Below are 23,636 nucleotides of genomic sequence, written 5' to 3' on the forward strand. Positions count from 1 at the left end.
GCTCCGATCTTATAGTGTTTTCATTTCCTTGGTTTGTGGATATGTGTCTGAATCAAGTTGTAAAGTGTCCCCCATTTTTTGCTGTAGTTTTACCAAGTCGGTAAATAATGCCTTCACTTTTTCCTGCTGGTCTGGATGTTCCGATACATCCATCAACTCATTGGGGTCGTTGGTTAGGTCATACAAGCGCAGCTTTGCGGCCCGAGGATAAACAATAAGTTTCCAACCGTCTTTGCGGATCATACGTTGAGACCCTTTTTCATAACACCCATATACCTCTGCCAGCCCTTCGGTGTCCTGATTGATTTGGGGCAACAGACTATTGAACTCAACATAATCGGGTTTTTCAACTCCCGCCAATTGTAAGGTAGTGGCCATAATGTCTTGCAGGTACACGTCGTTTTCCACCTTTTTTCCTTTGGGAATGTCCGGACCCACAACCATCAAGGGTACCCGTACACTGTGGTCGTACATGTTCTGTTTTCCCAATAGGCCGTGTTCGCCCACAGAAAGTCCATGGTCGGCCGTGAAAAAGATGTAGGTGTTTTTGTCGAGCCCTTTCTCTTTCAGTTTGGAAAGAATCATGGCAATTTGATCATCCAGATGGGTTGTGATGGCGTAGTATTCCTGACGGTTCTTTTTTATGGCATACTCGGTACGCGGAAAAGGGGCCAGTTTTTCGTCCCGCAGGTTTGGCCCGGCTCCCATGGCTTCTGCATAGGGGTATTTGGGCAGAAACGATTCGGGAAGGGCAATATCATTGACATCATAGCTTTCCACATATTCCCGGGGCGATTGTCGCGGATCATGCGGCGCATTAAAGGCGATGTACATGAAAAACGGTTCAGGGGCATCGGCAGCATTATCAATAAAGCCAAGGGCGTCGTCCCGAACCAGTTCGGACCAATGCTTTCCGCCTTTCCAATATCCTCCTCTATCCGTGTCCCAGGGTTGCCAAAGGGTATCGTTTACACTTAGTGGCCTATTGTAGCCTTCCGGGGTGTCAAAAGGCATGCCGCGGAGCGAACGTGCCACATGGTCAAAAATACTATCGGCTGGGGCCGAGATATGCCACTTGCCTGTCATATAGGTTTCATAGCCCACGGTTTTTAGCAACTGGGGCCAAGTCTTGTCAAATTCCTTGTTTTGGGCAAAGGATTTGGAAACCTCTTGGGCACGCCAAACGGACCTTCCACTAATGATCATGGCCCTTGAGGCCACACAAATGGCACCGTTCCAACCTCCCATATTGTAGGCGTGGGTAAATGTGGTGCCTTCTTCCACCAATTGGTCCATGGCCGGGGTGCGGACCTCCAAATTACCAAGGGCATGAAGGTCGCGATAACTTTGATCGTCCGTAAACAGAAAAATGATGTTGGGCTTTTCCAAAGAGGTATCCGCACTATCCTTGGGAGTGTCCTTACATCCCAAAAAGACTAAAGTGCTGATTAAAAGTGTGTATGTTGGTTTGGGCCACTTCATTTTTTCATGTTTGCTGTTGAAGGAATTATTGACCGTAGGCTTTCGCCGTTTGCGTTGAACTTCCCAGTCCATCAATGCCCAATTCCACTACATCTCCCGGTTTTAGGTAGGTGGGGGGTTTTAGGCCCAGTCCCACTCCAAAAGGGGTTCCGGTGGAAATCACATCACCGGGCAGCAGGGTCATAAATTGACTGATGTAGCTGATTTGTGTTGGAATGTCAAAGATGAAATCCGAAGTGCTGCTGTCCTGCATCATCTTCCCATTCAGCTTGAGCCAGAGGCGAAGTGCATGAGGGTCTTTGATTTCATCGGGAGTGGCGATAAAGGGTCCAAGAGGGGCAAAGGTGTCACAGCTTTTTCCTTTTACCCACTGACCTTCACGTTCCAATTGAAATGCACGTTCGCTGTAATCGTTGTGCAATACATAACCGGCCACATGGTCCAAGGCCTGTTCTTTGGAAACATAGGATGCTTTTTTGCTGATAACAATGGCAAGTTCCACTTCCCAATCCGTCTTTTCACTGTTCTTGGGGATGACCAAATCGTCATTGGGTCCTACAATGGCCGAGGTGGCCTTGAAGAACAATACAGGTTCCTTGGGCACGGCCATACCACCTTCGGCGGCATGCTTGGCATAATTTAGTCCTACGCAAACCATTTTGGATGGTCTTTGCAACGGAGCCCCCAAGCGGGTCTCCTTGGAAACCTCTGGGCAATTGGAACCATTTTCCTTAAGCCAATCGGTTAATCTGGCCAGGCCGTCACCTCCAAAAAAATCTTCGTTGTAATCTTGGCCAAAGGCTGAAACATCCAACCATTTGCCATCTTCCGTCTGTACACCGGGTTTCTCTTTTCCTTCTTCACCAAATCGTATCAGTTTCATATAGGTAGTATTTTTGCTTTTGAATTATGTGAATTTTATATTCTGTAATCGTTTCTTTTTGATTGGTCTTGCACTATCCGTTCAATTTGATAAAACCACCATCAATGGGAAAATCCGTTCCTGTGATGAAAGAGGCTTCATCGGAACATAGATAAAGGGCAAGACTGGCCACTTCCTCCGGTTTTCCCATACGGCCAATGGGTTGGGTCTTGGACAATTTCTCAAACATTTCCTTTTCCTTGCCCGGATAGTTCTTGGCCAAGAAGCCATCCACAAAAGGGGTGTGTACCCGTGCCGGGGATATGCAGTTACATCGGATGCCGTTTTCCACATAATCCTTGGCCACGGAATAGGTCATGGTCAGCACGGCCCCTTTGGTCATCGAATAGGCAAACCTATCCGAAATGCCCACCGATGAGGCAATGGAGGCCATGTTAAGGATAACCCCAGAGCCTTGCTCCTTCATTCTGCCAATAACGGCATGGATGCAGTTATAGACTCCTTTGATGTTCACTTGGTACAGTCGGTCCATATCGGCTTCCGAAGTACCTTCAATATTGCCCACATGGGCTATCCCGGCATTGTTGACCAAAATGTTCACTTGGGGAATCCCGTTGATGACTTGCTTTACCTGTTGGTGATTGGAAACATCGCATTGATGAAAATATGCAGTGCCTCCCAAATCCTGGATTTCTTGGGCGGTTTTCTCTCCTTCTTCACTGTTGTACTCTAAAAGGTGGACCGTGGCCCCATTCTCGGCAAACTTTAGGGAAATAGCCTTTCCAATACCACTGGCACCACCGGTGATCAAAGCTATTTTTCCTTTTAAATTGAATGCGCTCATCTGTAAATTGGTTTTAGTTTGAAGCCGAACTGTTCGCGTCGGTAAATTGTACTATCTGTTTCCAAAGCTTCCCATTCAAAGGCATTTCGTTGGATTGGGTGTTGCCTGGCGTGCTTCGTCCATTGGCGATCAAGGATATCATCTCCGCTTTTAGTTCTTTCACAACCTCAGGATATTTTTCTTGAAGGTTTTCTTGTTCTGATATATCCGTGGTCAGGTCATATAATTGATACGCCGGAAGACCTTCCTCTTCTTTTGAATTTGGTTTAGGCGAACTCCACCCTCCCGAACCGGGGGCAAAAATCAATTTCCATTTTCCTTTTCGTAGGGCAAAACTCCCGTTTATGGAATGATGGACGATTGATGTGCGTCCGTAGTCGGATGAAGGGGAATCCAATAATAAGGGCAGCATGGAAAAACTGTCCTCACCTTCATTTTCCTGAAGTTGGATCCCAGTGATTTCTGCAGCAGTTGCGAAGAAATCCGTGGTGCAGATAGTCTGGTCCGAAGAGCTTCCCGGCTGCACTTTTTGGGGCCATTTTACAATGAAGGGAACCCGATGGCCTCCCTCATAGATATCGGCCTTATGACCCCGGAACACATAGCTGGGGTCGTGTCCTTTTTCAGCCAAAACGGCAAAATCCGCTTGGGGGGAACACCCATTGTCGCTGGTAAAGATGACCATGGTTTCCTCTTCAATCCCGGTTTCCTTTAAAACTTGGGCCAGTTGCCCCATATAATCATCGATCATCATCATGAAATCCGCGTAGGGATTGATGTTGCTCTTTCCTTGCCACTCCTCAGTGGGAAGGATGGGGGTATGTGGTGAAGGCAAGGCCAGATATAAAAAGAAAGGTTCTTCTTTGTTGGCTCTTTCCTTGATATGCGCGAAAGACTTTCTGAAAAAATTGGGAGTCACATCTTCATGGATGAAATCCTTGGAGGTAGGACCCTTGCGCCACCAGGTGTATTTGCCGGTATCTTCCGTGATGGAGTTCGGAACCATGGTGGCCTTCCCATTTTCAACGTAGACATAGGGGGCCATATCCAAAGAGCCCGAATGGCCATAAGTATAATCAAAACCAAGGCTGTTGGGGCCGTTGGTAATCGGTTTTGAAAAATCGATGTTGCTGAAATCTTCGTGGTTCCATCCTTCCCCAAGCGTGCTGTCGGTCGATTGAAGTGCCCAATCCCAGCCCAAGTGCCATTTTCCGATGAATGCGGTGTGGTAACCCTGTTTTTTGAGCAAGGAGGCCACGGTAGTCCTTTCGTTAGGAATGAGTGCTTTTGAAGCCCCGGTGAGCACGCCGCTTTTCAATGGGCTTCGCCAGTTGTATCGGCCAGTGAGAATGCTATAACGGGTTGGTGTGCATACCGCCGATGAGGTATGGGCATCGGTAAATTTCATTCCCTCTGCGGCCAGTTGATCTATGGCCGGGGTCTTTATTTTCCCATGCGGGTTAAAGGCCCCAATATCCCCATAGCCCAAATCATCCGCCAACACATAGATGATGTTGGGGCGTACCTGAACTTCACTGCTCTCCTTTACGGTCTTTTTGCAACCTAGGATGGGCAAAGCCAATAGCAGCAGTGTGGTTATATGTTTGCCATAGGTGATCATCTGAGGGTTATTTCCAAGATAGTATCTATGGGGTCTTGACGGTCTTCCGGAATTTTCAACAAAAGGCCATAATCGTTGAGTTCATGGGTCACTTTTTGCTGGGTACCGTAATAGGTTATCTGCTTGATCCGTTGGTTGAATCCTTCCATAAAGACCACGTCCTTGTTCTGCAACAGGTGCACGTAGATCGTTTTCCCTTTTTGGGTGGTAGCGTATTCATCGGTTGGGCCCGAAGGTCCCGCTTTGGTCCCGTAAATGGTCTCTCCATTTTTACGCAACCAGTCTCCCATTTGTTTTAGGGATTCCTTGTGCTCATCCTGGATTTTTCCATTGGGCATTGGTCCTACGTTCAGCAAAAGATTGCTACCATAACCGGCGGCTTTTACAATGTACTGTACCAGCTCTTTTTCGGATTTGTGTTTTCTGTCCTGAAGGTTGAAACCCCACGATCCATTGATGGTCTCACAAACTTCAAAGGGCAGTTGGCCTATGTCGGATTCCGAGGTGCCAAAGCCTGTGGTGTTTCTTCCGGGAAGGTCTTTTTCGAACATTTGAAAGTCTTCTCCTTCAATGGGGGCAATGTGGTGGTTGTTCCCGATCAGACATTGGGGTTGAAGGTCATGGATTAGTTTATAAATTTCATCATAGTGCCAATCCACCTTTAGTTTTCCAAATTTCTTGCCGTCCCATTCTTTTTGGTCCCAATGGCCATCAAACCAAATTCCACCGATATCGCCGTAATTGGTCAAAAGCTCTGTTAGCTGGGCCTTCATGAATTCAATATAGTCGTCCCATTCCCCTTCACCTCTTCCAGGAATGCCATTGCCTGTTCTTCCCCTTGGATAGTAATCATCCCGGTTCCAATCTAATAGGGAGTAATAGAAAAATAGTTTGATATCCTGTTTTCTGCACGCCTCGGCCAATTGCTTCAACACATCTTTTCCATAGGGAGTGCTGTCCACAATGTTGTAATCGCTTGCCTTGGTATCGAACATGGAAAAGCCATCATGGTGCCGGCTGGTGATGGTGATATACTTCATACCGGCATCCTTGGCCATTTTTACCCACTCGTCAGCATCAAAATCTATCGGGTTGAAAAAAGCAGGCAATTTTTCATAGGCATCAACGGGAATGTTCTGATTGTTCATGACCCATTCGCCATCGCCTAGAATGCTGTAGACTCCCCAGTGCACAAACAATCCAAACTTGGCTTCTTGGAACCATTGTCTGGCCTCAAGGTTTTCGGGAGAAGGTTGATAGTTTTGTTGACCTTGGCCATGGCCCAGCAGGCTACAAAAAAGGATTAGGGCAGTACAGATTTTTGCTAGATGTTTCATAGGGTTGAGGTTTGAAGGGTGTTCCACACTTTTCCATTGGGGAAGGCATGGTCTTCCAAAGATTGTTCTTTCATTTGGATGCTATACCCAGGCATACTGGGGGGCATGTAGGCCCCGTTTTTAATGACCACAGGGTCCAAGAAATGTTCGTGGAGGTGGTCCACATATTCAATGACCCGGCCTTCCATGCTACCACTAATGCAGATGTAGTCTATCATGGAGAGGTGTTGCACATACTCGCATAGCCCCACTCCACCGGCATGGGGGCACACGGGAATATTGAATTTGGCGGCCATGAGCAATATGGCCAGGTTTTCATTGACGCCACCGACCCGGCAACTGTCTATCTGGCAAATATCAAAAGACCCGGCCTGCATCAATTGTTTAAAAATGACCCGATTTTGGCAGTGTTCCCCCGTGGCTACTTTGATAGGGGCAACGGCCTTGGCGATTTTGGCATGTCCCAAGATATCATCTGGGCTTGTAGGCTCCTCGATCCAATATGGGTTGAACTTTTTGAGTTGGGCCATATTATCGATGGCTTCCTGCACATCCCATTTTTGGTTGGCGTCCATCATCAATTTAAGGTCATTCCCAATTTCTTCCCGGATAAGTGCCGCCCTACGCATATCGTCCTGTAGGTCGGAACCTACTTTCATCTTCATATGGGAAAAGCCTTCTTCTTTGGCTTCTCGGCATAGGCGTCTCACTTTTTCATCGGAATAACCCAACCAACCTGCTGAGGTGGTATAGGCAGGGTAGCCATCGCTCAATAGAGCATCAATGCGCTCTTTCTTGGTGGACTCCTGTTTTTTCAAGATCTCCAAGGCCTCTGCAGGCGTAATGGCATCGGTAATGTATGTGAAATCAACACAGGAGAGCAGTTCTTCTGGGCTCATATCCGCAATGAGTTTCCAAAGTGGTTTCCCCTCTGTTTTTGCATACAGGTCCCAAACGGCATTGACCAAAGCCCCGGTTGCCAGATGTATGACTCCTTTTTCAGGTCCCAGCCATCGCAATTGGCTGTCACCTGTGACCATTTTCCAAAAAGCGCCCATGTTGGCCGTAAAGCTTTCCAAGCTTTTGCCCACAACCAAATGGGACATGGCTTGGATGGCGGCGGCGCAGATTTCATTGCCCCGACCTATAGTAAAGGTAAGCCCATGGCCTTCCAGGTTCTTGGGATGGTCTGTTTTTAAAATGACATAGGCCGCCGAATAATCGGGGTCAGGATTCATGGCATCTGAACCATCCAGTGATTTGCTGGTAGGAAAGCGGATATCGCGCACTTCTAGGGCTGTTATTGTAAGCATAAAGATTAAACTAGTGTGAATCTTACCAAAATTAGAAGTGCTAGGGCTTATACGCTACCTCAAAAAGTACCGAATTCAGTACTTTTTTTGCCTTAATACAAAATCAACCGGATTTTTTGTAGGATTTGATGTAATCAGTAGGGGAAATGGCTTTTATGGCTTTGAACTGTCGATTAAAGTTGGAAATGTTATTGAACCCTGATTCATAAGCGGCTCCCGCAATGCTGTTCTCACTTTCAAGCAATAGCTTGCAGGCATATCCAATGCGTATTTCGTTGAGATAACGGGTAAAAGGTTTTCGGTGGATCCTTTTAAAGAATCGGCTGAATGCGGATGGGTTCATCCCGACCAATTCGGCCACATTGTTTAAGTTGACATCACTCTTGAAATTGTCAAAAATGTATTCGTATACTTTGCGGAGTCTTTCATTTTCAATTTGTCCAAAGCTGTTCACATATCCAATGCTGGACAATAACTCATATTCTTTATGTCTGGCCAATTGGTTCAGCAGCTCGATGAGGGCTATGGCTTTGGAAAAGGGGTCCAAGGAAAGCATGTTTTCAAAGGATTCGTAAATGGCTGCTGGAATGGTATGGAACTTAATACCCCTCAACGCGGTACGAAGCATGAGTCCAATATGTGAAAATTCAGGGGACTTGAATAAGTGGTCACCTAAAAAATCCTCGGTAAAATGGATGGATATGGCTTCGGCGGCATCAGGGACATCTTCCTCAAAATAGGATTCATCGTTTAACCACATATGGGGTAGGTTCTTCCCCAAGAGCACTACTTCTCCCACTTGGAATTTTTGGATGCTGTCACCGATAAACCGCGTGCCCGTACTCTTCTTGATCATCACCAGTTCCAACTCCGCATGATAGTGCCAAATCTTTAAAAAATGGGGATACCGGTTGTGCGTGATGGTAAAGGAAGAACCGGTATTGCTCCTGCGGTTTAGCAAGTGAAGTTTCATGGGATATCAATATCAATGCGCATAAATATACATATTATATAAAAACAAACCTGTTTAGGTAAAAAAAGTACACTTGAATAACCTTTGTAGGGAGGTGAATAGGATTGTTGTGGTTGGAGTCGGTAGAGGATTTTAATGAAAATTTATGTAAGCTGCTTTTTAAAGGTTTTATATACTTTTTTTATGCGTTAATCTATTTGAACCCGTCGTTGGTCTAAAAAATTAAAGATGCTTTGTTGAAAATTGGGAATATTATCAATATGCCATAAAAAAGTTGTTTTGGCTGTGAAAATTCAGGATTTTGATGTGCAATTATTGCCGTATTGAATTTTTACCCCTATTTTTCGTTCTTGGGGAGCCAATTCCTACATTTAATTCATAAAAAAGAAGTTTTGACGCAATGCAGATAATAGAAAATTCAACAGTCTATGATGCCATAATCGTGGGCTCTGGTGCAGGTGGAGGTATGGCCACAAAAGTATTGGCCGATGCTGGCCTGAAGGTGGCCGTGGTTGAGGCAGGTCCGTTTTTTGATCCTGCCGATCCAGAACAGAAAACCCAGCTAAGATGGCCCTATGAGTCACCCAGAAGGGGAGCCGGTACGGTACGTCCCTTTGGGGATTTTGACTCTGCCTACGGAGGTTGGGAAATTGAAGGTGAGCCCTATACCCATAAGGATGGGACCAAGTTCGATTGGTTCCGTTCACACATGTTGGGAGGGCGTACCAATCACTGGGGACGTATCTCTTTGCGTTTTGGCCCTGATGACTTTAAACATAAAAGTATTGATGGTCATGGAGATGATTGGCCCATAAGCTACGATGATGTAAAGCCTTACTACGACAAGGTAGACAAAATGATCGGAGTGTTTGGAACCAAGGAAAACATCCACAACAATCCTGATGGTTTTTTCCTTCCTCCCCCAAAACCAAGACTACACGAACTTTTCTATATCAAAGGAGCAAGAAAAACCGGTGTTCCGGTATATCCTTCCCGGATGTCCATGCTTACCAAGCGGATCAACAATGATAGAGGGGTCTGTTTCTACTGCGGGCAGTGTAGCCGTGCCTGTCAGGTATATGCCGATTTTTCGGCAGGGACCTGTTTAATTTTCCCAGCCCAAAAGAGTAGGGGACAGGTGGACCTGTTCGTGAACTGTGTGGTTCGTGAAGTAACGGTTGATGATGAAGGTAAGGCAACCGGAGTTTCCTATATCAATAAAGAAGATAGAAAAGAATATAAGCTCAAGGGCAAAGTGGTGGTATTGGGGGCTTCTGCCTGTAGTACTGCCAGGATCTTGATGAACTCCAAGAGTCCGCAACACCCCAACGGATTGGGGAACAGTAGTGATATTGTGGGTAAATATCTCCATGATTCCACAGGTGCGGATAGAATGGCTTTCGTTCCAGATTTGATGAACCGAAAGGTGTCTTACAATGAAGATGGGGTAGGAGGAATGCATGTGTACTCACCTTGGTGGGGCGATAATTCCAAATTGGATTTCCCAAGGGGCTACCATATTGAAATATGGGGTGGTATGGGTATGCCTAGTTATGGTTTTGGCTTCAATGTCAACGAGTTCAATAAATTCTTCGGAACTAAAGTCGGTGGATATGGGGATGTACTCCGTAGTGATGCCAAAAAATACTATGGTGCCTTGGTGGGCCTAAGTGGACGTGGGGAGTCCATCGCCTATAAGGATAACTATTGTGAGATAGACCCCAACACCGTGGATGAATGGGGTATCCCTGTATTGCGTTTCCATTATAAATGGTCGGAATATGAGCATAAGCAAGCCATTCACATGCACGATACCTTTGAGCAAATACTGACCAATCTAGGTGGAGAGGTGCTTGGAAGCAAGCCTGGAAAAGAGGCGGATTACGGTCTGCACACCCCGGGACGTATCATCCACGAAGTGGGAACCACCCGTATGGGAGACGACCCAAGAACATCGGTAACCAATAAGTACCAACAACTGCACGATGCGGACAACGTTTTTGTGGTGGATGCCGGACCTTTTGTGTCCCAAGCCGACAAAAACTGTACGTGGACAATTTTGGCACTCTCATGGAGGGCTTCAGAGTATATAGTAGACCAATTGAAAAAACAAAACCTATAGGACATGGATAGAAGGAAAAGTTTAAAATCGATTGTATTGGGTTCTGTGGCCGGAGGTTTGGCCATCAACGGATGTAAGCCCGGAGCAGAGGCCCCATTGGAAGAAGCTGCCATCGATTCCACAGCCGTAAAATGGCGTACCGATAGGGAAAATGAACATGTGGCCGAGTTGGAGCGGGAACGCTTTTTCAACGACCATGAAGCGGCCACCATGACCGTGCTTTGCGATTTGATCTTACCAGGCGGTTCTGAGTTTAAAAGCGCTTCAGATGCCGAGGTGGTTCCCTTCATTGAGTTCATGGCCAAAGATCTTCCGCAAATGCAGGTGGATCTTAGGGGAGGATTGATGTGGTTGGATCACAAGAGCAATACCGAATTTGGAACGGAATTTAAGTCGGCCACTGAAGAACAGCAAAAGAGTATTCTGGATGGGATTGCCTATTACGATCCAGATGTGCCTTCCAGTGAAAGACCCTTTGAGGTGAACTTCTTTTCTTTGGTTAGGAACCATACCATGACAGGATTCTATACCTCAAAAATTGGAATTGAGGAACTGGGTTATAAAGGAAACATGCCCAATGTTTGGGATGGTGTTCCCCAAGATGTCCTTGATCAGCATGGAGTGTCCTACGAACCTGAGTGGTTGGCCAAATGTGTGGACCAAAGCAAACGAAACATTGTTGCTGAATGGGACGAGGAAGGTAATCTCATTAGCTGATTTTGTTTTCACTAAATAATTCTTTAGCCTTGCACCATGCAGGGATATATAAAATAATAAGGCCCGGTATATGGACATTTGTATGTCTGTTCTGGGCCTTTGGTTTTTCCCAGGATCTTCCTGCTCCGAAAGTGAAGGTGCTTTCGGAAGAATTTATTTTTATAGAAGCTCCTTTTGCCCAGTGCCATGCTTCCACTTTAATTGGGATGGGCAATGGCTCGGTGATGGCTGCTTGGTTCGCGGGCACCCATGAAAGACACCCTGACGTAGCCATTTATACCAGCTCCAACACCAGCGGAAATTGGAGTTACCCAAAATTAGTTGCCGATGGGGTGGTCAACGATACCCTTAGATACCCTTGTTGGAATCCTGTGTTGTTTAAAAATAATCGGGATGAGGTTGTATTGTTCTACAAAGTAGGGCCTTCCCCTTCCACTTGGTGGGGCATGTACTCCATCATGGATGTCAATAAAGAGGCTTGGTCCAAATCCCATCGATTACCTGAAGGAATATTGGGCCCCATCAAGAATAAGCCTATTCAAGTTGGTGATGAACTTGTTTTGAGTCCGTCAAGCGTAGAAAGTGAAGAGGGTGCCATTTGGAAATCCCATGTGGAAATATCCGCTGATGGCGGCGCTACGTGGACCAAGTCCCATATCCCCTCAGAGGAAGGCGTTAAAACCATTCAACCTACATTGTTGCAACTCCCGAATGGAAATATAAAAGCATTGCTGCGTAGTAATCAGGATGTGATCATGGAGAGTGTGAGCAGTGATTCCGGGTTGACCTGGTCCATGGCGTCCACAACTTCCGTTCCCAATCCCAATAGTGGTATAGATGCGGTTTCGTTAAAGAAAGGGGGGTATTTAATGGTGTATAACCCCGGTGTTAGTGGTGAAGATTGGTCCAATGGCCGGGAAAAACTACATCTGGCGTATAGTGTTGATGGCAATGAATGGGCCGATGTCCTAATACTGGAAGACCATAAAGAAGGGGAATACAGTTATCCGGCCATCATCCAAGATGACCAAGGGATTATTCATATATCCTATACCTACGATAGGTCAAAAATCAAGTACATAAAACTACAGGTGGACCAGCAATAGTAATCTAATCGGTTGAATCCGATTTATTTCCTGGAGAGATGGATTGGTCTAAAATACGGGCCTTTACATCTTCAAGATAACTTCTGCCAATTACATATCGCTTTCCTCCGATTTCCACACTATTCCCTTCCAAGGCTTCGATTTTGTCCAAGGATACGGTGTAGGACCGGTGGATTCGTATGAACCTTTCGTTGGAAATCTCATCGGTAAAGGCACTTAGGGTTTTGTGCACCACATGGTTGCCATTGGTGGTCACAATCTTGATATAGTCCTTGAGACTTTCCACAAGAATGATCTCATCCAAGTGAATTTTCTTCATTTTTTTCTTATCCACCTTTACAAACACATGCTCCCGCAAGCCTTCCCATTTTGGATGTTTTTGGACATGGGCCACAGCTTTGTTCACAGCTTTGATGAATCGTGGCAAGGCAATGGGTTTTACCAAATAGTCCAATACTTCCAAGTCAAAACCTTTGGCGGCATGCTCGGCGTGGGCCGAGGTGATGACCACCATGGGTTTATTGTCCAAGCTGTCCAAAAAACTGAAACCGTCAATAATGGGCATGTTGATGTCCAAAAAGAGCAAATCGGGTTTGTGTTCCCTAATAAAGGGAAGACTGTCAATGGCATTGTTGAAAGACTTTATTTCCTCCAATTCCTTGATTTGGGAAATGTAGTTCTGTATCACCTTTACAGCCAAAGGTTCATCATCTATTATTACACATTTGAGCTTCATCTGAGCTTTAGCTTTAGGTTTACAATATATTCATCCAATTCTTCATGGATACCCAATTGGTATTCATCATCACCATATCGCAATTTCAATCTTTTCTCCACATTGGAAAGTCCAATACCCCCTGTTTTCTTTTTGATGGGCAACACAGGATTTTTGGGTCTTGTATTGCTGACCCTAAAGTGTAGAAACGTATCCTCTATCTTGATTTGGATGCTTATCCGAACTTTTCCAATGTTTTGGTTGGCTCCATGTTTAAAGGCATTTTCAATGAATTGGACCAATAACATGGGTGCAATTTTTTTTCCTTTGGGATTACCTATGACCTCAAAATCAAGTTGCAGGTTTTGGGTGTAGCGTATTTTTTCCAAGTCCAAGTAGTTTTGTATAAATACAATTTCCTTGGATAAACTTTGGTCCTTGTCCTTGGTCTCATACAATACATAGCGCATAAGATCGGAAAGTTTTATGATGGTCTCCGGGGTTTTGTCGGACTTTTCCAAGCTAAGGGAGTAAATGTTGTTTAAGGTGTTGAAAAAAAAGTGTGGCGATATCTGCGCCCTTAAAAATCGTAGCTCAGTTTCCAACTGTTCTTTTTCCAATTTGGCCACTCTTCCGGTCTCCCGTAACCAGTCCATGGTCAGTTTAATGGAGGTCACAAAAGAGATTACGTAGAGTTCCCCCAGCATCATAACTATAGTGAAGTTTAATGTGAGACTGTAAGTTGCAGGGCCCTCTGGCCAAACATTGTGACTGATCAGATAATAGGTGAGCAGGTATTTTATGTACACCATTAAAAAAATACTGGATACCAAGATGATAATGAAAGTGAAAAATTTTCGCTTGAATATGAATTTTGGAATCAGATAGTAAATGGTAAAGTAGGTAAGCGTAATATGAATGGGAAATCCCAAAAGGTTGGATTTGAAGGAATACAGATAGTCATTGTAGTAGCTGCCCCATCTCAAAAAATTAAAAGTAAAATAGATGGCCCAGAAGACAATATGGTGCCATGCCGTGATTTTATAATCTGCGACGGCATCCACCAAAAATTTATTCTTGAGCTGTTTTTGCAAATACATGAACAAAAGGTTGCTTTATTTTAACATTTAGCCTCGGATAGCTGTTATTGGTCTAATAAAGAGCCCTAAATACAGATTAAATTAGGAATTTTTACAAATATCCTGATTCGACTTCGGCCAGTTCCTTCCTTTTTCGCAAAGAAAGGAATTTATTTCTATTGTGGAATATTGGACAATAAGGGGTAGGGATCGTTAATGCGTAATACAAGAATACGGATGTTCGGAATGAAAGACATGGCTCAAAAAGTATTGGTTGGTTTATTTATGGTGGGATCTATGGTCAGTTGGGGCCAAAACATAGGAGAGCCTCGGTCCATGGTGGTTTATAAGACCAATGAACCCATGCAGATTGATGGAATGGCCAAGGAGGAAGTATGGGGTAAGGCCCAGATTTCAGAAAATTTTATTGATATCGAAGGGGTGAAAACTCCGACCTATCAAACCAATGTCAGGATGCTTTGGGATGAAAACTATCTATACTTCTATGCCGAACTCAAGGAGCCCCATGTCTGGGCAAACTTAAAGCAACGGGATACGGTCATCTTTTATAACAACGATTTTGAAATCTTTATTGACCCCGATGGGGATACGCATAATTATTTCGAATTTGAAATGAACGCCTTGAATACAGTCTGGGACCTTTTATTGACAAAACCGTACCGGGAGCCTGGGGCAATCGTGGACAGTTGGGAAATACTGGGTCTTAAAACAGGAGTGAATATAGAGGGTACCTTGAACGACCCGTCTGACATTGATAAGGGATGGAGTGTGGAAGTGGCCATGCCTTGGGCTGTTTTGAAAGAGACCAGTGGCAGTAATAAAGTTCCCGAAGGGGATTTTTGGCGCATCAATTTCTCCAGGGTCAATTGGGATTTTGACCTGATTGAAGGAAAATATTACCGTAAGAAGGATGCCAATGGTAAATTTCTAAGGGAATACAATTGGGTCTGGTCTCCCCAGGGGGTTATAAACATGCATGAACCGGAGCATTGGGGTTATGCTTATTTTTCACCCAACGAGGCTGGGAACCCGGATACCTTTGCAATTCCAAAAGATGAACAAATTAGATGGCTGTTGTATAGGTTCTACCGCGATCAAAAAAAGTTTTTTTCTAAAAACAAGAAATGGGCCCAGAAGCTAAGTGAACTTCCAACAAAACCTCTATTGGCCAATGGCACCAAAGTGGAGATTGATTTGGAGGTACACAGAGCCGGTTGGTCCATTCAAGCAAAGAGTCCGTTCACTGGAAAATTATACCTGATCCAGGAAGATGGGAAATACCATCCATAAACGCAACACCAAATGAGGATGCCTATTGTCATGGTTTTAGTAGTTGCCCTGTCGTTGTCAACATTATCTTGCTTGGACAACATAGGGGCGCCGCCAAGTGCGGTGCATGGCGAGATTGATGGCAATGGGCAATATTTTGAGTTTACCGCGGATACGCGCTATGTTCTTGACGAAGGATTTGGAGTTAGGGATACATCCTCGCTGGTGCTGAAATCCTTATTTCAAAAAGCAGCGGGCTGGGAATTAAAAGTGGAGGCGCATAGGCCAAAGCAAAATTATATTTGGCTTAAAATAAATCCTAGCTTGGAAGAAGGTGCGTACCTGTTGTCGGTTACGTCCAACTGCATTGTCGTGGAATCTTCATCCGGCGAAGGGTTGGTGAGGGCACAGGAAGATTTGGCGCAATTGCTTTCCAATAGAGTTGAAGAAGAGGAGGAAATGACTTGGAAAGTACCTGTCATGGAAGTCAAGGAAGGTTATACCAAGATTTGATCAAAATCCAAAGATGTTTTTAGGGCTAAAACCTAAGGTGCGGGCTTAAGTTTGCGGTTGTTTGTTCATAGCTCCTTGATGTTAAGCTATCAAGCGGAGTCATTGGTCTAAAAATTTTCAGTAAAAAGTACTTTTATTCCATATTCAAGGAGTAATCAGTATGAATACTTTAGTTTTAGTTAATTGCCTAAACACTGGTCGGTGCATTTTTGTTCCGACCAGTTTTGTTTTGTGAAAATAGCTTTCACCTTCCAAAAATCTGAGAGATTGAATGTAACTAACTGAAAAATAATGTATTTCAAAATCTTTTCTTCTGTTAAATTCCCTTTAAAAATTAAGGAAAACACAATATAACCTATGCTATTTTGTGGCTTATGTTTTTTTTATGCCGCCTATTTGTCATTTTAAGAAACAAAAATGCTCTTCGGCTTTTCACCTCCGTTGTTGGTCGAAATTTTTTCAGGAATCTTCAAGTATTAGGGATTTTCACCCCTTATGTTAACTTTTAGTTAATGTAAACTCGACTTTAATCTAACAATCAAAACAAAAAAACTAACATGATTCAAAAACTAAAGTATGTGTTTGTTTTTGCGGCGTTGCTCTCTATACAGGGGATTATGGCGCAAACAATTACCGGAACGGTTTCTGATGAAGCGGGTGTTCCGCTTCCTGGAGTCAACATTGTTGAAAAAGGAACCAGTAATGGTGTGTCATCCGATTTTGATGGAAATTACAGCATCACCGTAGCTGATGGTAGTGCTACCTTGGTGTTTTCATCTTTGGGGATGAGAACCATCGAAGTTTCGATCAATGGACGATCGACCATCAACCTAACAATGCAGGAGGATGCAGAGCAACTGGGAGAAGTTGTGGTTACTGCCCTTGGTATCAGTAGGGAGAAAAAATCATTGGGTTATGCGGTAACGGAAGTTCAGGGCGATGAGGTGTCTTTGGTAAAAGAGCCAAACGTGGTGAACTCTCTTGCAGGTAAAGTTGCCGGGGTCGTGGTTTCCAAGACCACTTCTGGTCCTGGTGGTGGTACCCGTGTGGTTATTCGGGGTAACAATTCCATTACAGGGAACAACCAGCCACTATATGTTGTGGATGGTGTGCCAATTGACAACAGTGGTTTAAGTACTGCTGGGGCTGGTGAATACAGTGTTCCGGATTTGGGTACTGGTGTTTCGGATATCAACCCAGACGACATTGAGTCAATTTCCGTACTTAAAGGTCCCAATGCTGCCGCTTTGTACGGGGCAAGGGCAAGTAACGGTGTGGTGATCATTACCACCAAAAAAGGAAAATTGGATACCGGATTGGGTATTTCCCTTACCTCAAGTGCCACTTTTGAAAGTCCGTTTATCCTGCCTAAATTCCAAAATCAATATGGGCGAGGAACCGATGGTCTCTTTCCACAAGTGGATACAGGAGCTCCATTGGCCAACCAAGTGAACACGGTAAGAAGTACCAGTTCTTGGGGTCCACGCTTTGATGGAAGCCAACAATTGGCCTACAATGGCCAGATGAGGGCGTATGAGGCTCAGCCTAACAATGTTGAAGACTTCTTTGAGACTGGGACAAGCTTTATAAATACTGTGGCATTGAGCTCAGGAAATGAGAATACTTCGGTTCGTTTCTCGTATACCAACTCTGATTTAGAGTCCATTTTGCCCAACTCTGGAGTGGATAGGGACAACTTTAACTTGCGTGCCTTCACCAATTTGTCTGACAAGTTGAGCTTGGATGCAAGGGTTACCTACTTCTTGCAAACAGCCAATAACAGACCAACACAAGGTACGGAAGGGGTTATGGCCTACCTATGGCCTTTGGCAAGGAACGTTCGCACCAACGATCTTAAGATTTATCAAGATTTGGACAATCCAATTGATCCAAGTGATCCATATCGGGTAATCGCCCCTACATCATCTGGAGGTAACCCATACTGGATTCTACAACATGATTCCAATCAGGATAGACGTTCCAGAATTACTGGTTTTGCCAAATTGCAATACGAGTTTACCGATTGGTTGTCTGCTTTTGTAAGGGTAGGTACCGATGCGATTACACAAGATACCGAGTCCGTTACCAGAACAGGACACCATTTCTTCCCTTCAGGAAGGGTAAATTACGGTAAGAACGATAGAACTGAGACCAACTATGATTTCTTGTTGATGTTCAACAAGGACTTGGGGGATAAGTTCAACCTTAATGCCAATGTTGGTGCAAATGCATTACGCTTGTCTAACATTCGTTCAAGCGCAAGGGGAGAGAATATCAAAATCCCTGGAAGACCTTTCTTGGACAATACAGAGGAATTGTTCGCTAGCCAGAGTGCCCTTATCAAAAAGAGCATCAACTCTGCGTATGGAGCACTTTCCTTGGCGTATGACAACACCATTTATTTGGATGTTACCGGTAGAAATGACTGGTCTTCTGCCTTGGCGGCCGAAAACCGTTCTTATTTTTACAGTTCTGCCAGTTTGAGTGTGCTGTTGAACGAAGCTTTTGATTTGGGAAGCAAGGTGAACCTATTGAAGTTGAGAGGTAGTATTGCCAATGTGGGTAACGACACCGATCCACAGCAGTTGGTGAACCTGTTCAGGATTGCAGCCAACGGATTCTTGGACAATGTTACCGTGAGCAGGGAAAAAACCTTGTTTAGCGAGAGTCTTCGTCCTGAGGATGTTACATCCACAGAATTTGGAGTGGAGTTCAGGGCTTTCAACAATAGATTCTTTGTGGATGCATCGTATTATGACATCAGTTCCAAGGATTTGATCTTTGATGTGCCATTGGATCCAGGGACTGGATTTGATGATTTCAGAACCAATGTAGGGGAAATCAGTAACAAAGGTTTTGAGATACTTATCGGGGGAACACCCATTCAAACAGAAAATTTCTCATGGGATGTTTCTGCCAATATTTCCCGTAACGAAAACAAGTTGATAAGCTTGATCGAAGGACAGGATCTTTTCCAGTTCAGTAGCAGTAACTCAGGAGTGGTTTCCACGGTAGCTAGAGTAGGTGCTGGATATGGGGATATTGAGGCAACTACTTGGGCAAGAAATGATGCCGGACAGTTGATCGTTACCGCTGAAGGTAGACCTGTGGCTACTTCGGAAAGAGAAAAATTTGGGAACTACCAGCCCGACGCTGCGGGTGGTTTTACCAATACCTTCCGCTACAAAAACTTTACCCTTAACTCCTTGATCGATTTTAGGATCGGTGGTGAAGTGTACTCAGCTACGGATGCTGGTTTGGATGCTGCAGGGGTTTCCGAAAGATCTCTTCAGTATAGAGAAGGAGGGATTCTTGTAGATGGTGTCATAGACAACGGAGATGGTACCTATACTCCCAATACAACTACCATCAGCGCCCAAGATTACTGGGGTGCGGTTAGCAATATTGGTTCCGAGTACGTATACGATCAAACCAATGTGAGATTGCGTGAGGTGAGCCTTACCTATAGCTTCCCTAAAAAGATATTGGAAAAGACCTTTATCAAAGGTGCTTCATTGAGTGCAGTGGGAAGAAACTTGTTGTTCATCTATAAGAACGTGGATAACTTTGATCCTGAGTCAAGCTATTCCACTTCCAACCTTGGTCAAGGGGTGTTGTTCTATGCACTTCCTACAACAAGAAGCTTTGGACTTACATTAAATGTAAACTTTTAAAAAATTTGCTACGATGAAAAAAATGAAATTTATGGTATTTGGCCTTCTGAGTATGGTCACAATACTGTCCTGTACGAAAAATTTTGACGAGATGAATACCGATCAAAATGGATTTCTCTCCACAGAGGTGAGTGCCAAGTTCTTTTTGACGGATACCCAGTACAAATTGTATTCTCCAGACCGTTTTCCTTATTGGAGGGCACATTTGATCCATGCGGATAGATATGCCGGTCACTTCACATTTGGATTTAATGGTAGTTGGTGGGCCGATGACTTGGGCTATACCTATAATGCGGGATACACCGATGCCGCTTATGGTTGGTTGGCCGGTTACTTGGGGAACATAAAAGGATTCACCGACTTTGTTAAGGAAGGTGGAGAACTTGAGAATGAGTACATGTATGCCATGGCTTTGATCATCAAGGGATTGTATTACCAAATGTATACCGAAACTTTCGGGATGGTTCCTTATACAGAAGCTGGTGTTGAAGGTATTTTAACGCCAAAGTACGATGATCAAAAGACCATTTATAAAGGTGTGATTGCCGAATTGGATGAGGCTATGGCCATCATTGGTTCAGCGGAACGTACCGGTCTTGGTGTGGATGATGCCGGTGAAAATGATGTATACTGTGGTGGAGATCTACAGAAATGGAAGCGTTTGGCCAATACACTAAAGCTTAGAATAGGAATGAGGGCTTTAGGTGCTCCTGGTGATGATTTTGCAGCATCTGCAATCAATGAAGCCCTTAGTGCTCCACTATTGGATGATACTACGGGTAGTGTTGTCATGAACAAGGATTTTGTGATCAGTCAATGGGCCGCAGCTGCTTATGGTGACGTTTGGTACAACTTCGGAACAGGTTCCGATTGGACGGTGAGCGGCACTTTGGTGAACTTGCTACAGGATAATAATGATCCTAGATTGGCTGCTTATGTGCAGCCTGCCAAGGGAGGTACCTTTAAGTTTGTGGATAATCCGGAAACCCCTGACCCGAGTTATCAGGAAAGGGTGGATTTTATCATCGGGGCCTTGGATGCTGCCGGAGCGGATTACACTACATCAATGTCTGGCGATACCACCATTGTTGAAATGCCGGCTGGTCAGTATGTAGGGCAACCATCCCGAATCAATGGGGATACTTATCCCTATGTTAGATATGATTTGTTCAGTATCCCTAGTGAGGCAGTGATCCAACAAAAAACTTCTTCGCAGGTGGATGGGTATCCTGAAATCATCCTTACCAGTGCAGAAGCCTATTTCTTGCAGGCCGAAGCGGTCTTGAAAGGACTTCAAGGAGCCACAGGGGATGCTCAGGATCTGTTCGCCAAAGGAATCAAGGAGGCCATGACCCTATGGGGAATTTCCGATGGTGATGCGGATATATATATCACTAATGAAGCTGCTGCGGATATCACAGTAGGTACCTTGGATGAGAAACTTGAGAAAATTGCCCACCAAAGATGGTTGGTAAGCTATACCGATGGTTTTGAAGCTTGGGCCGTTGTTCGTGATACCGGCTATCCTTCTGAATTGGCTGGAGGTGTGTCCGACCAGACCATTTTTGCCTTGGGTACACTGAACGGGGATTACCCACAACGTTTACGCTATGGTTCAGGGGCTCAGGATAACCCTAATTTCTCTGCAGTTGCGCCAGCGCAAGGAGACGACATGCAAGGAACCACCTTGTGGTTCGCACAATAAACCAAATGATGTGAAGTGGTCCATTAAAGGATTTCTCATAGTTTGAGTTAGTTTTATTTAATAGTTAATTTTGGGCGAAGGAAGAGGTTTTCTCTTCCTTCGCTTTTTTGTAGAGGTAGGACACCTGTGTGGAATGACAGGTTTGCAGATTCCCATTTTGTCCAATGATTGGGGAATTGAAATCTGGAATGCAACAAATGTGTTAAAAAGATAGCGTTATCATAACCTATTCCATTCCATTAAATAAGGACTTGGTGAAAAATTGAAGTATCTTTGTCAATTAACAATATAAGCAACTGTTATGGAAGTAGCCATAGAACCAAAATCAATTCAGTATCAACCTGCGGGCCAATTTGAAGACACACGCTTTGAAAAAATCCACAATGTTATTTTCAATGATTCCAAGACAGGGTCATTGGAAGTGGCCAAGGAAATTGCAAAGCTGATTCGGAAAAAGCAGGAGGCTGGAAAGAAATGTGTATTGGGATTGGCAACGGGATCATCACCCATTAAAGTATATGAAGAGTTGGTGCGCATGCACAAGGAAGAAGGGCTTAGTTTCAAGAACGTGGTCACCTTCAATTTGGATGAGTACTATCCCATGGAGCGGAACAATATCCAAAGCTACCATTACTTCATGCACCAGCATTTGTTCGATCATATTGATATTGATCCCGCTAATGTGAATATACCTGATGGTACCGTACCATCCGATAAACTTCAAAAATATTGTCGCAGCTACGAAAGCCAGATTGAGAAGGCTGGAGGATTGGACTTTCAATTATTGGGGATAGGCCGTACAGGACACATTGGTTTCAATGAACCAGGCTCGCACTTTAATTCTGCTACCAGGGACATTACTTTGGATCATATTACCCGAGTGGATGCGGCCCCCGCGTTCAAAGGACTGGAAAATGTGCCTAGAAAGGCCGTTACCATGGGGATAGGTACCATTAGAAAGGCAAAACGGATCGTTCTTTTGGCTTGGGGCCAGAACAAATCTGAAATTGTAAGGGATACCATTGAAGGGGAAATAAGCCCAGAGGTGCCCGCTACCTATCTTCAGGAACATTCCAATGCTACCTTTGTGTTGGATAAAGAAGCTGCTGCCCACCTTACCCGTATTGATACGCCTTGGTTGGTGCGCACTTGCGACTGGACCCAAGATCTTACCCACAAAGCTGTGGTTTGGCTAAGTTTGCAAAAAGAGAAGCCTGTATTGCAATTGACGGACAAGGATTATAACGATTCAGGAATGTCCGATCTGTTGAGTACGGAGCAATCCTCATATGAAATCAATATCAGGACGTTCAATCGCTTGCAGCATACCATTACCGGATGGCCGGGTGGGAAGCCCAATGCGGACGATACCAACCGTCCCGAGCGTGCCACGCCCGAAAAGAAACGTGTGATTATCTTCAGTCCACACCCAGATGACGATGTAATATCTATGGGAGGTACTTTTGATCGATTGGTTTCCCAAGGACATGAAGTACATATCGTTTATCAAACTTCAGGGAACATCGCTGTGGCGGACCATGAGGCTTTGAAGATAGCCGAGGTGGCCAACTCCATCACAAAGACAGATATATTCTCAAAAGTAATCGAGGACCTTAATGGAAAAACCGAGGAAGATTTTGATTCGGAATTGGTAAGAAAGATCAAAGGAAACATCAGGAGGAGTGAAAGCTACGGGGCTACCCGTTACATGGGGATTCCTGACAGCCAAGTGCACTTTTTGGACCTGCCATTCTATGAAACAGGGGCTATCCGTAAGAAGCCTTTGGGAGAGGATGACATCAAGATCATGAATGATATCATTGAGGAGATTAAGCCCCATCAAATTTATGCAGCAGGAGATTTGGCCGATCCACACGGCACGCACCGTGTATGTTTGGAGGCCTTGTTCGCTTCCTTAAAGGAATTGAAGGCCAAACCTTTCATGGATGATTGTTGGGTATGGTTGTACAGGGGAGCTTGGCATGAGTGGGAGATCCACGAGATAGAAATGGCGGTTCCCATGAGTCCGGCACAGGTGCTCAGAAAACGAAAGGCTATTTTTTATCACCAAACCCAAAAGGACGGGGTAATGTTCCAAGGAGAGGACCTCAGGGAATTCTGGGTAAGGGCCGAGGACAGGAATAAAGAGACCGCACAAAAATACCAGGCCCTGGGCTTGGCAAGCTATGCGGCCATGGAAGCCTTTGTGAGATATCACTACTAAAAACAAGAATTTCTTTATATCAAAAGGCCCCCAACAAA

Annotated in this window: 17 protein-coding genes; 8 read left to right on the forward strand and 9 right to left on the reverse strand. The window is 44.7% G+C overall.

The window, feature by feature from the left end:
- Positions 1–9 precede the first annotated feature (9 nt).
- The 7 genes from F8C76_RS14565 to F8C76_RS14595 form a co-directional block, all read right to left on the reverse strand.
- The gene (locus F8C76_RS14565; protein ID WP_152132410.1) at positions 10–1,482 is read right to left on the reverse strand and encodes a sulfatase family protein; all 1,473 of its coding nucleotides are present in this window, start codon (positions 1,480–1,482) and stop codon (positions 10–12) included.
- 25 nt (positions 1,483–1,507) lie between these two features.
- Entirely contained in the window at positions 1,508–2,365 is an 858-nt protein-coding gene (locus tag F8C76_RS14570; RefSeq protein ID WP_152132411.1) for a fumarylacetoacetate hydrolase family protein, read from the reverse strand.
- Positions 2,366–2,438: 73 nt separating this feature from the next.
- A complete protein-coding gene (locus F8C76_RS14575; protein ID WP_152132412.1) occupies positions 2,439–3,209 on the reverse strand; it encodes an SDR family NAD(P)-dependent oxidoreductase in 771 nt (256 codons plus the stop codon).
- Between the two features lie 13 nt (positions 3,210–3,222).
- A complete protein-coding gene (locus F8C76_RS14580; RefSeq protein ID WP_152132413.1) occupies positions 3,223–4,830 on the reverse strand; it encodes a sulfatase family protein in 1,608 nt (535 codons plus the stop codon).
- Positions 4,827–6,167 carry an alpha-L-fucosidase gene (locus F8C76_RS14585; protein WP_152132414.1) on the reverse strand — a complete coding sequence of 447 codons (1,341 nt, stop codon included), beginning with the start codon at positions 6,165–6,167 and terminating at the stop codon, positions 4,827–4,829. The genes F8C76_RS14580 and F8C76_RS14585 overlap by 4 nt, the downstream gene beginning before the upstream one ends.
- On the reverse strand, positions 6,164–7,480 hold the full coding sequence (locus F8C76_RS14590) for an L-fuconate dehydratase (RefSeq protein WP_152132415.1): 1,317 nt from the start codon (positions 7,478–7,480) through the stop codon (positions 6,164–6,166). Before F8C76_RS14590 ends, F8C76_RS14585 begins: the two co-directional genes overlap by 4 nt.
- A gap of 103 nt (positions 7,481–7,583) precedes the next feature.
- Positions 7,584–8,453 carry an AraC family transcriptional regulator gene (locus F8C76_RS14595; protein WP_152132416.1) on the reverse strand — a complete coding sequence of 290 codons (870 nt, stop codon included), beginning with the start codon at positions 8,451–8,453 and terminating at the stop codon, positions 7,584–7,586.
- A 400-nt stretch (positions 8,454–8,853) separates the two neighbouring features.
- On the opposite strand from F8C76_RS14595, the gene F8C76_RS14600 reads away from it, so the two are divergent.
- The 3 genes from F8C76_RS14600 (at position 8,854) to F8C76_RS14610 (ending at position 12,398) form a co-directional block, all read left to right on the forward strand.
- Positions 8,854–10,575 carry a GMC family oxidoreductase gene (locus F8C76_RS14600; protein ID WP_129655754.1) on the forward strand — a complete coding sequence of 574 codons (1,722 nt, stop codon included), beginning with the start codon at positions 8,854–8,856 and terminating at the stop codon, positions 10,573–10,575.
- Positions 10,576–10,578: 3 nt separating this feature from the next.
- Positions 10,579–11,292 carry a gluconate 2-dehydrogenase subunit 3 family protein gene (locus F8C76_RS14605; RefSeq protein WP_152132417.1) on the forward strand — a complete coding sequence of 238 codons (714 nt, stop codon included), beginning with the start codon at positions 10,579–10,581 and terminating at the stop codon, positions 11,290–11,292.
- Positions 11,293–11,429: 137 nt separating this feature from the next.
- A complete protein-coding gene (locus F8C76_RS14610) occupies positions 11,430–12,398 on the forward strand; it encodes a sialidase family protein (protein ID WP_249042427.1) in 969 nt (322 codons plus the stop codon).
- A gap of 4 nt (positions 12,399–12,402) precedes the next feature.
- On the opposite strand, the gene F8C76_RS14615 is transcribed toward F8C76_RS14610, so the two are convergent.
- Both F8C76_RS14615 and F8C76_RS14620 read right to left on the reverse strand, forming a co-directional pair.
- Positions 12,403–13,134: a LytR/AlgR family response regulator transcription factor gene (locus F8C76_RS14615; protein ID WP_129655750.1), complete on the reverse strand. Its 732-nt coding sequence runs from the start codon at positions 13,132–13,134 to the stop codon at positions 12,403–12,405.
- Positions 13,131–14,213, reverse strand: coding sequence for a sensor histidine kinase (locus tag F8C76_RS14620; protein ID WP_152132418.1), 1,083 nt, complete (start codon positions 14,211–14,213; stop codon positions 13,131–13,133). Before F8C76_RS14620 ends, F8C76_RS14615 begins: the two co-directional genes overlap by 4 nt.
- Positions 14,214–14,408: 195 nt before the next feature.
- Here F8C76_RS14620 and F8C76_RS14625 point away from each other — a divergent pair, with 195 nt between their 5' ends.
- From F8C76_RS14625 to nagB, 5 genes are all read left to right on the forward strand, one after another.
- Positions 14,409–15,503, forward strand: a complete 1,095-nt coding sequence (locus tag F8C76_RS14625; protein ID WP_249042428.1) for a carbohydrate-binding family 9-like protein — start codon at positions 14,409–14,411, stop codon at positions 15,501–15,503.
- A gap of 72 nt (positions 15,504–15,575) precedes the next feature.
- Positions 15,576–15,995: a glycoside hydrolase family 20 zincin-like fold domain-containing protein gene (locus F8C76_RS14630; protein WP_170284038.1), complete on the forward strand. Its 420-nt coding sequence runs from the start codon at positions 15,576–15,578 to the stop codon at positions 15,993–15,995.
- Between the two features lie 557 nt (positions 15,996–16,552).
- A complete protein-coding gene (locus tag F8C76_RS14635) occupies positions 16,553–19,669 on the forward strand; it encodes a SusC/RagA family TonB-linked outer membrane protein (protein WP_152132420.1) in 3,117 nt (1,038 codons plus the stop codon).
- Between the two features lie 13 nt (positions 19,670–19,682).
- The gene (locus F8C76_RS14640) at positions 19,683–21,374 is read left to right on the forward strand and encodes a SusD/RagB family nutrient-binding outer membrane lipoprotein (protein WP_152132421.1); all 1,692 of its coding nucleotides are present in this window, start codon (positions 19,683–19,685) and stop codon (positions 21,372–21,374) included.
- 301 nt (positions 21,375–21,675) lie between these two features.
- Complete coding sequence (gene nagB, locus F8C76_RS14645; RefSeq protein ID WP_152132422.1) at positions 21,676–23,598, forward strand: glucosamine-6-phosphate deaminase; 1,923 nt, start codon at positions 21,676–21,678, stop codon at positions 23,596–23,598.
- Positions 23,599–23,636 lie beyond the last annotated feature (38 nt).

Origin of the sequence: Flagellimonas olearia, assembly GCF_009184425.1 — a bacterium.
Taxonomy (GTDB): domain Bacteria; phylum Bacteroidota; class Bacteroidia; order Flavobacteriales; family Flavobacteriaceae; genus Flagellimonas; species Flagellimonas olearia.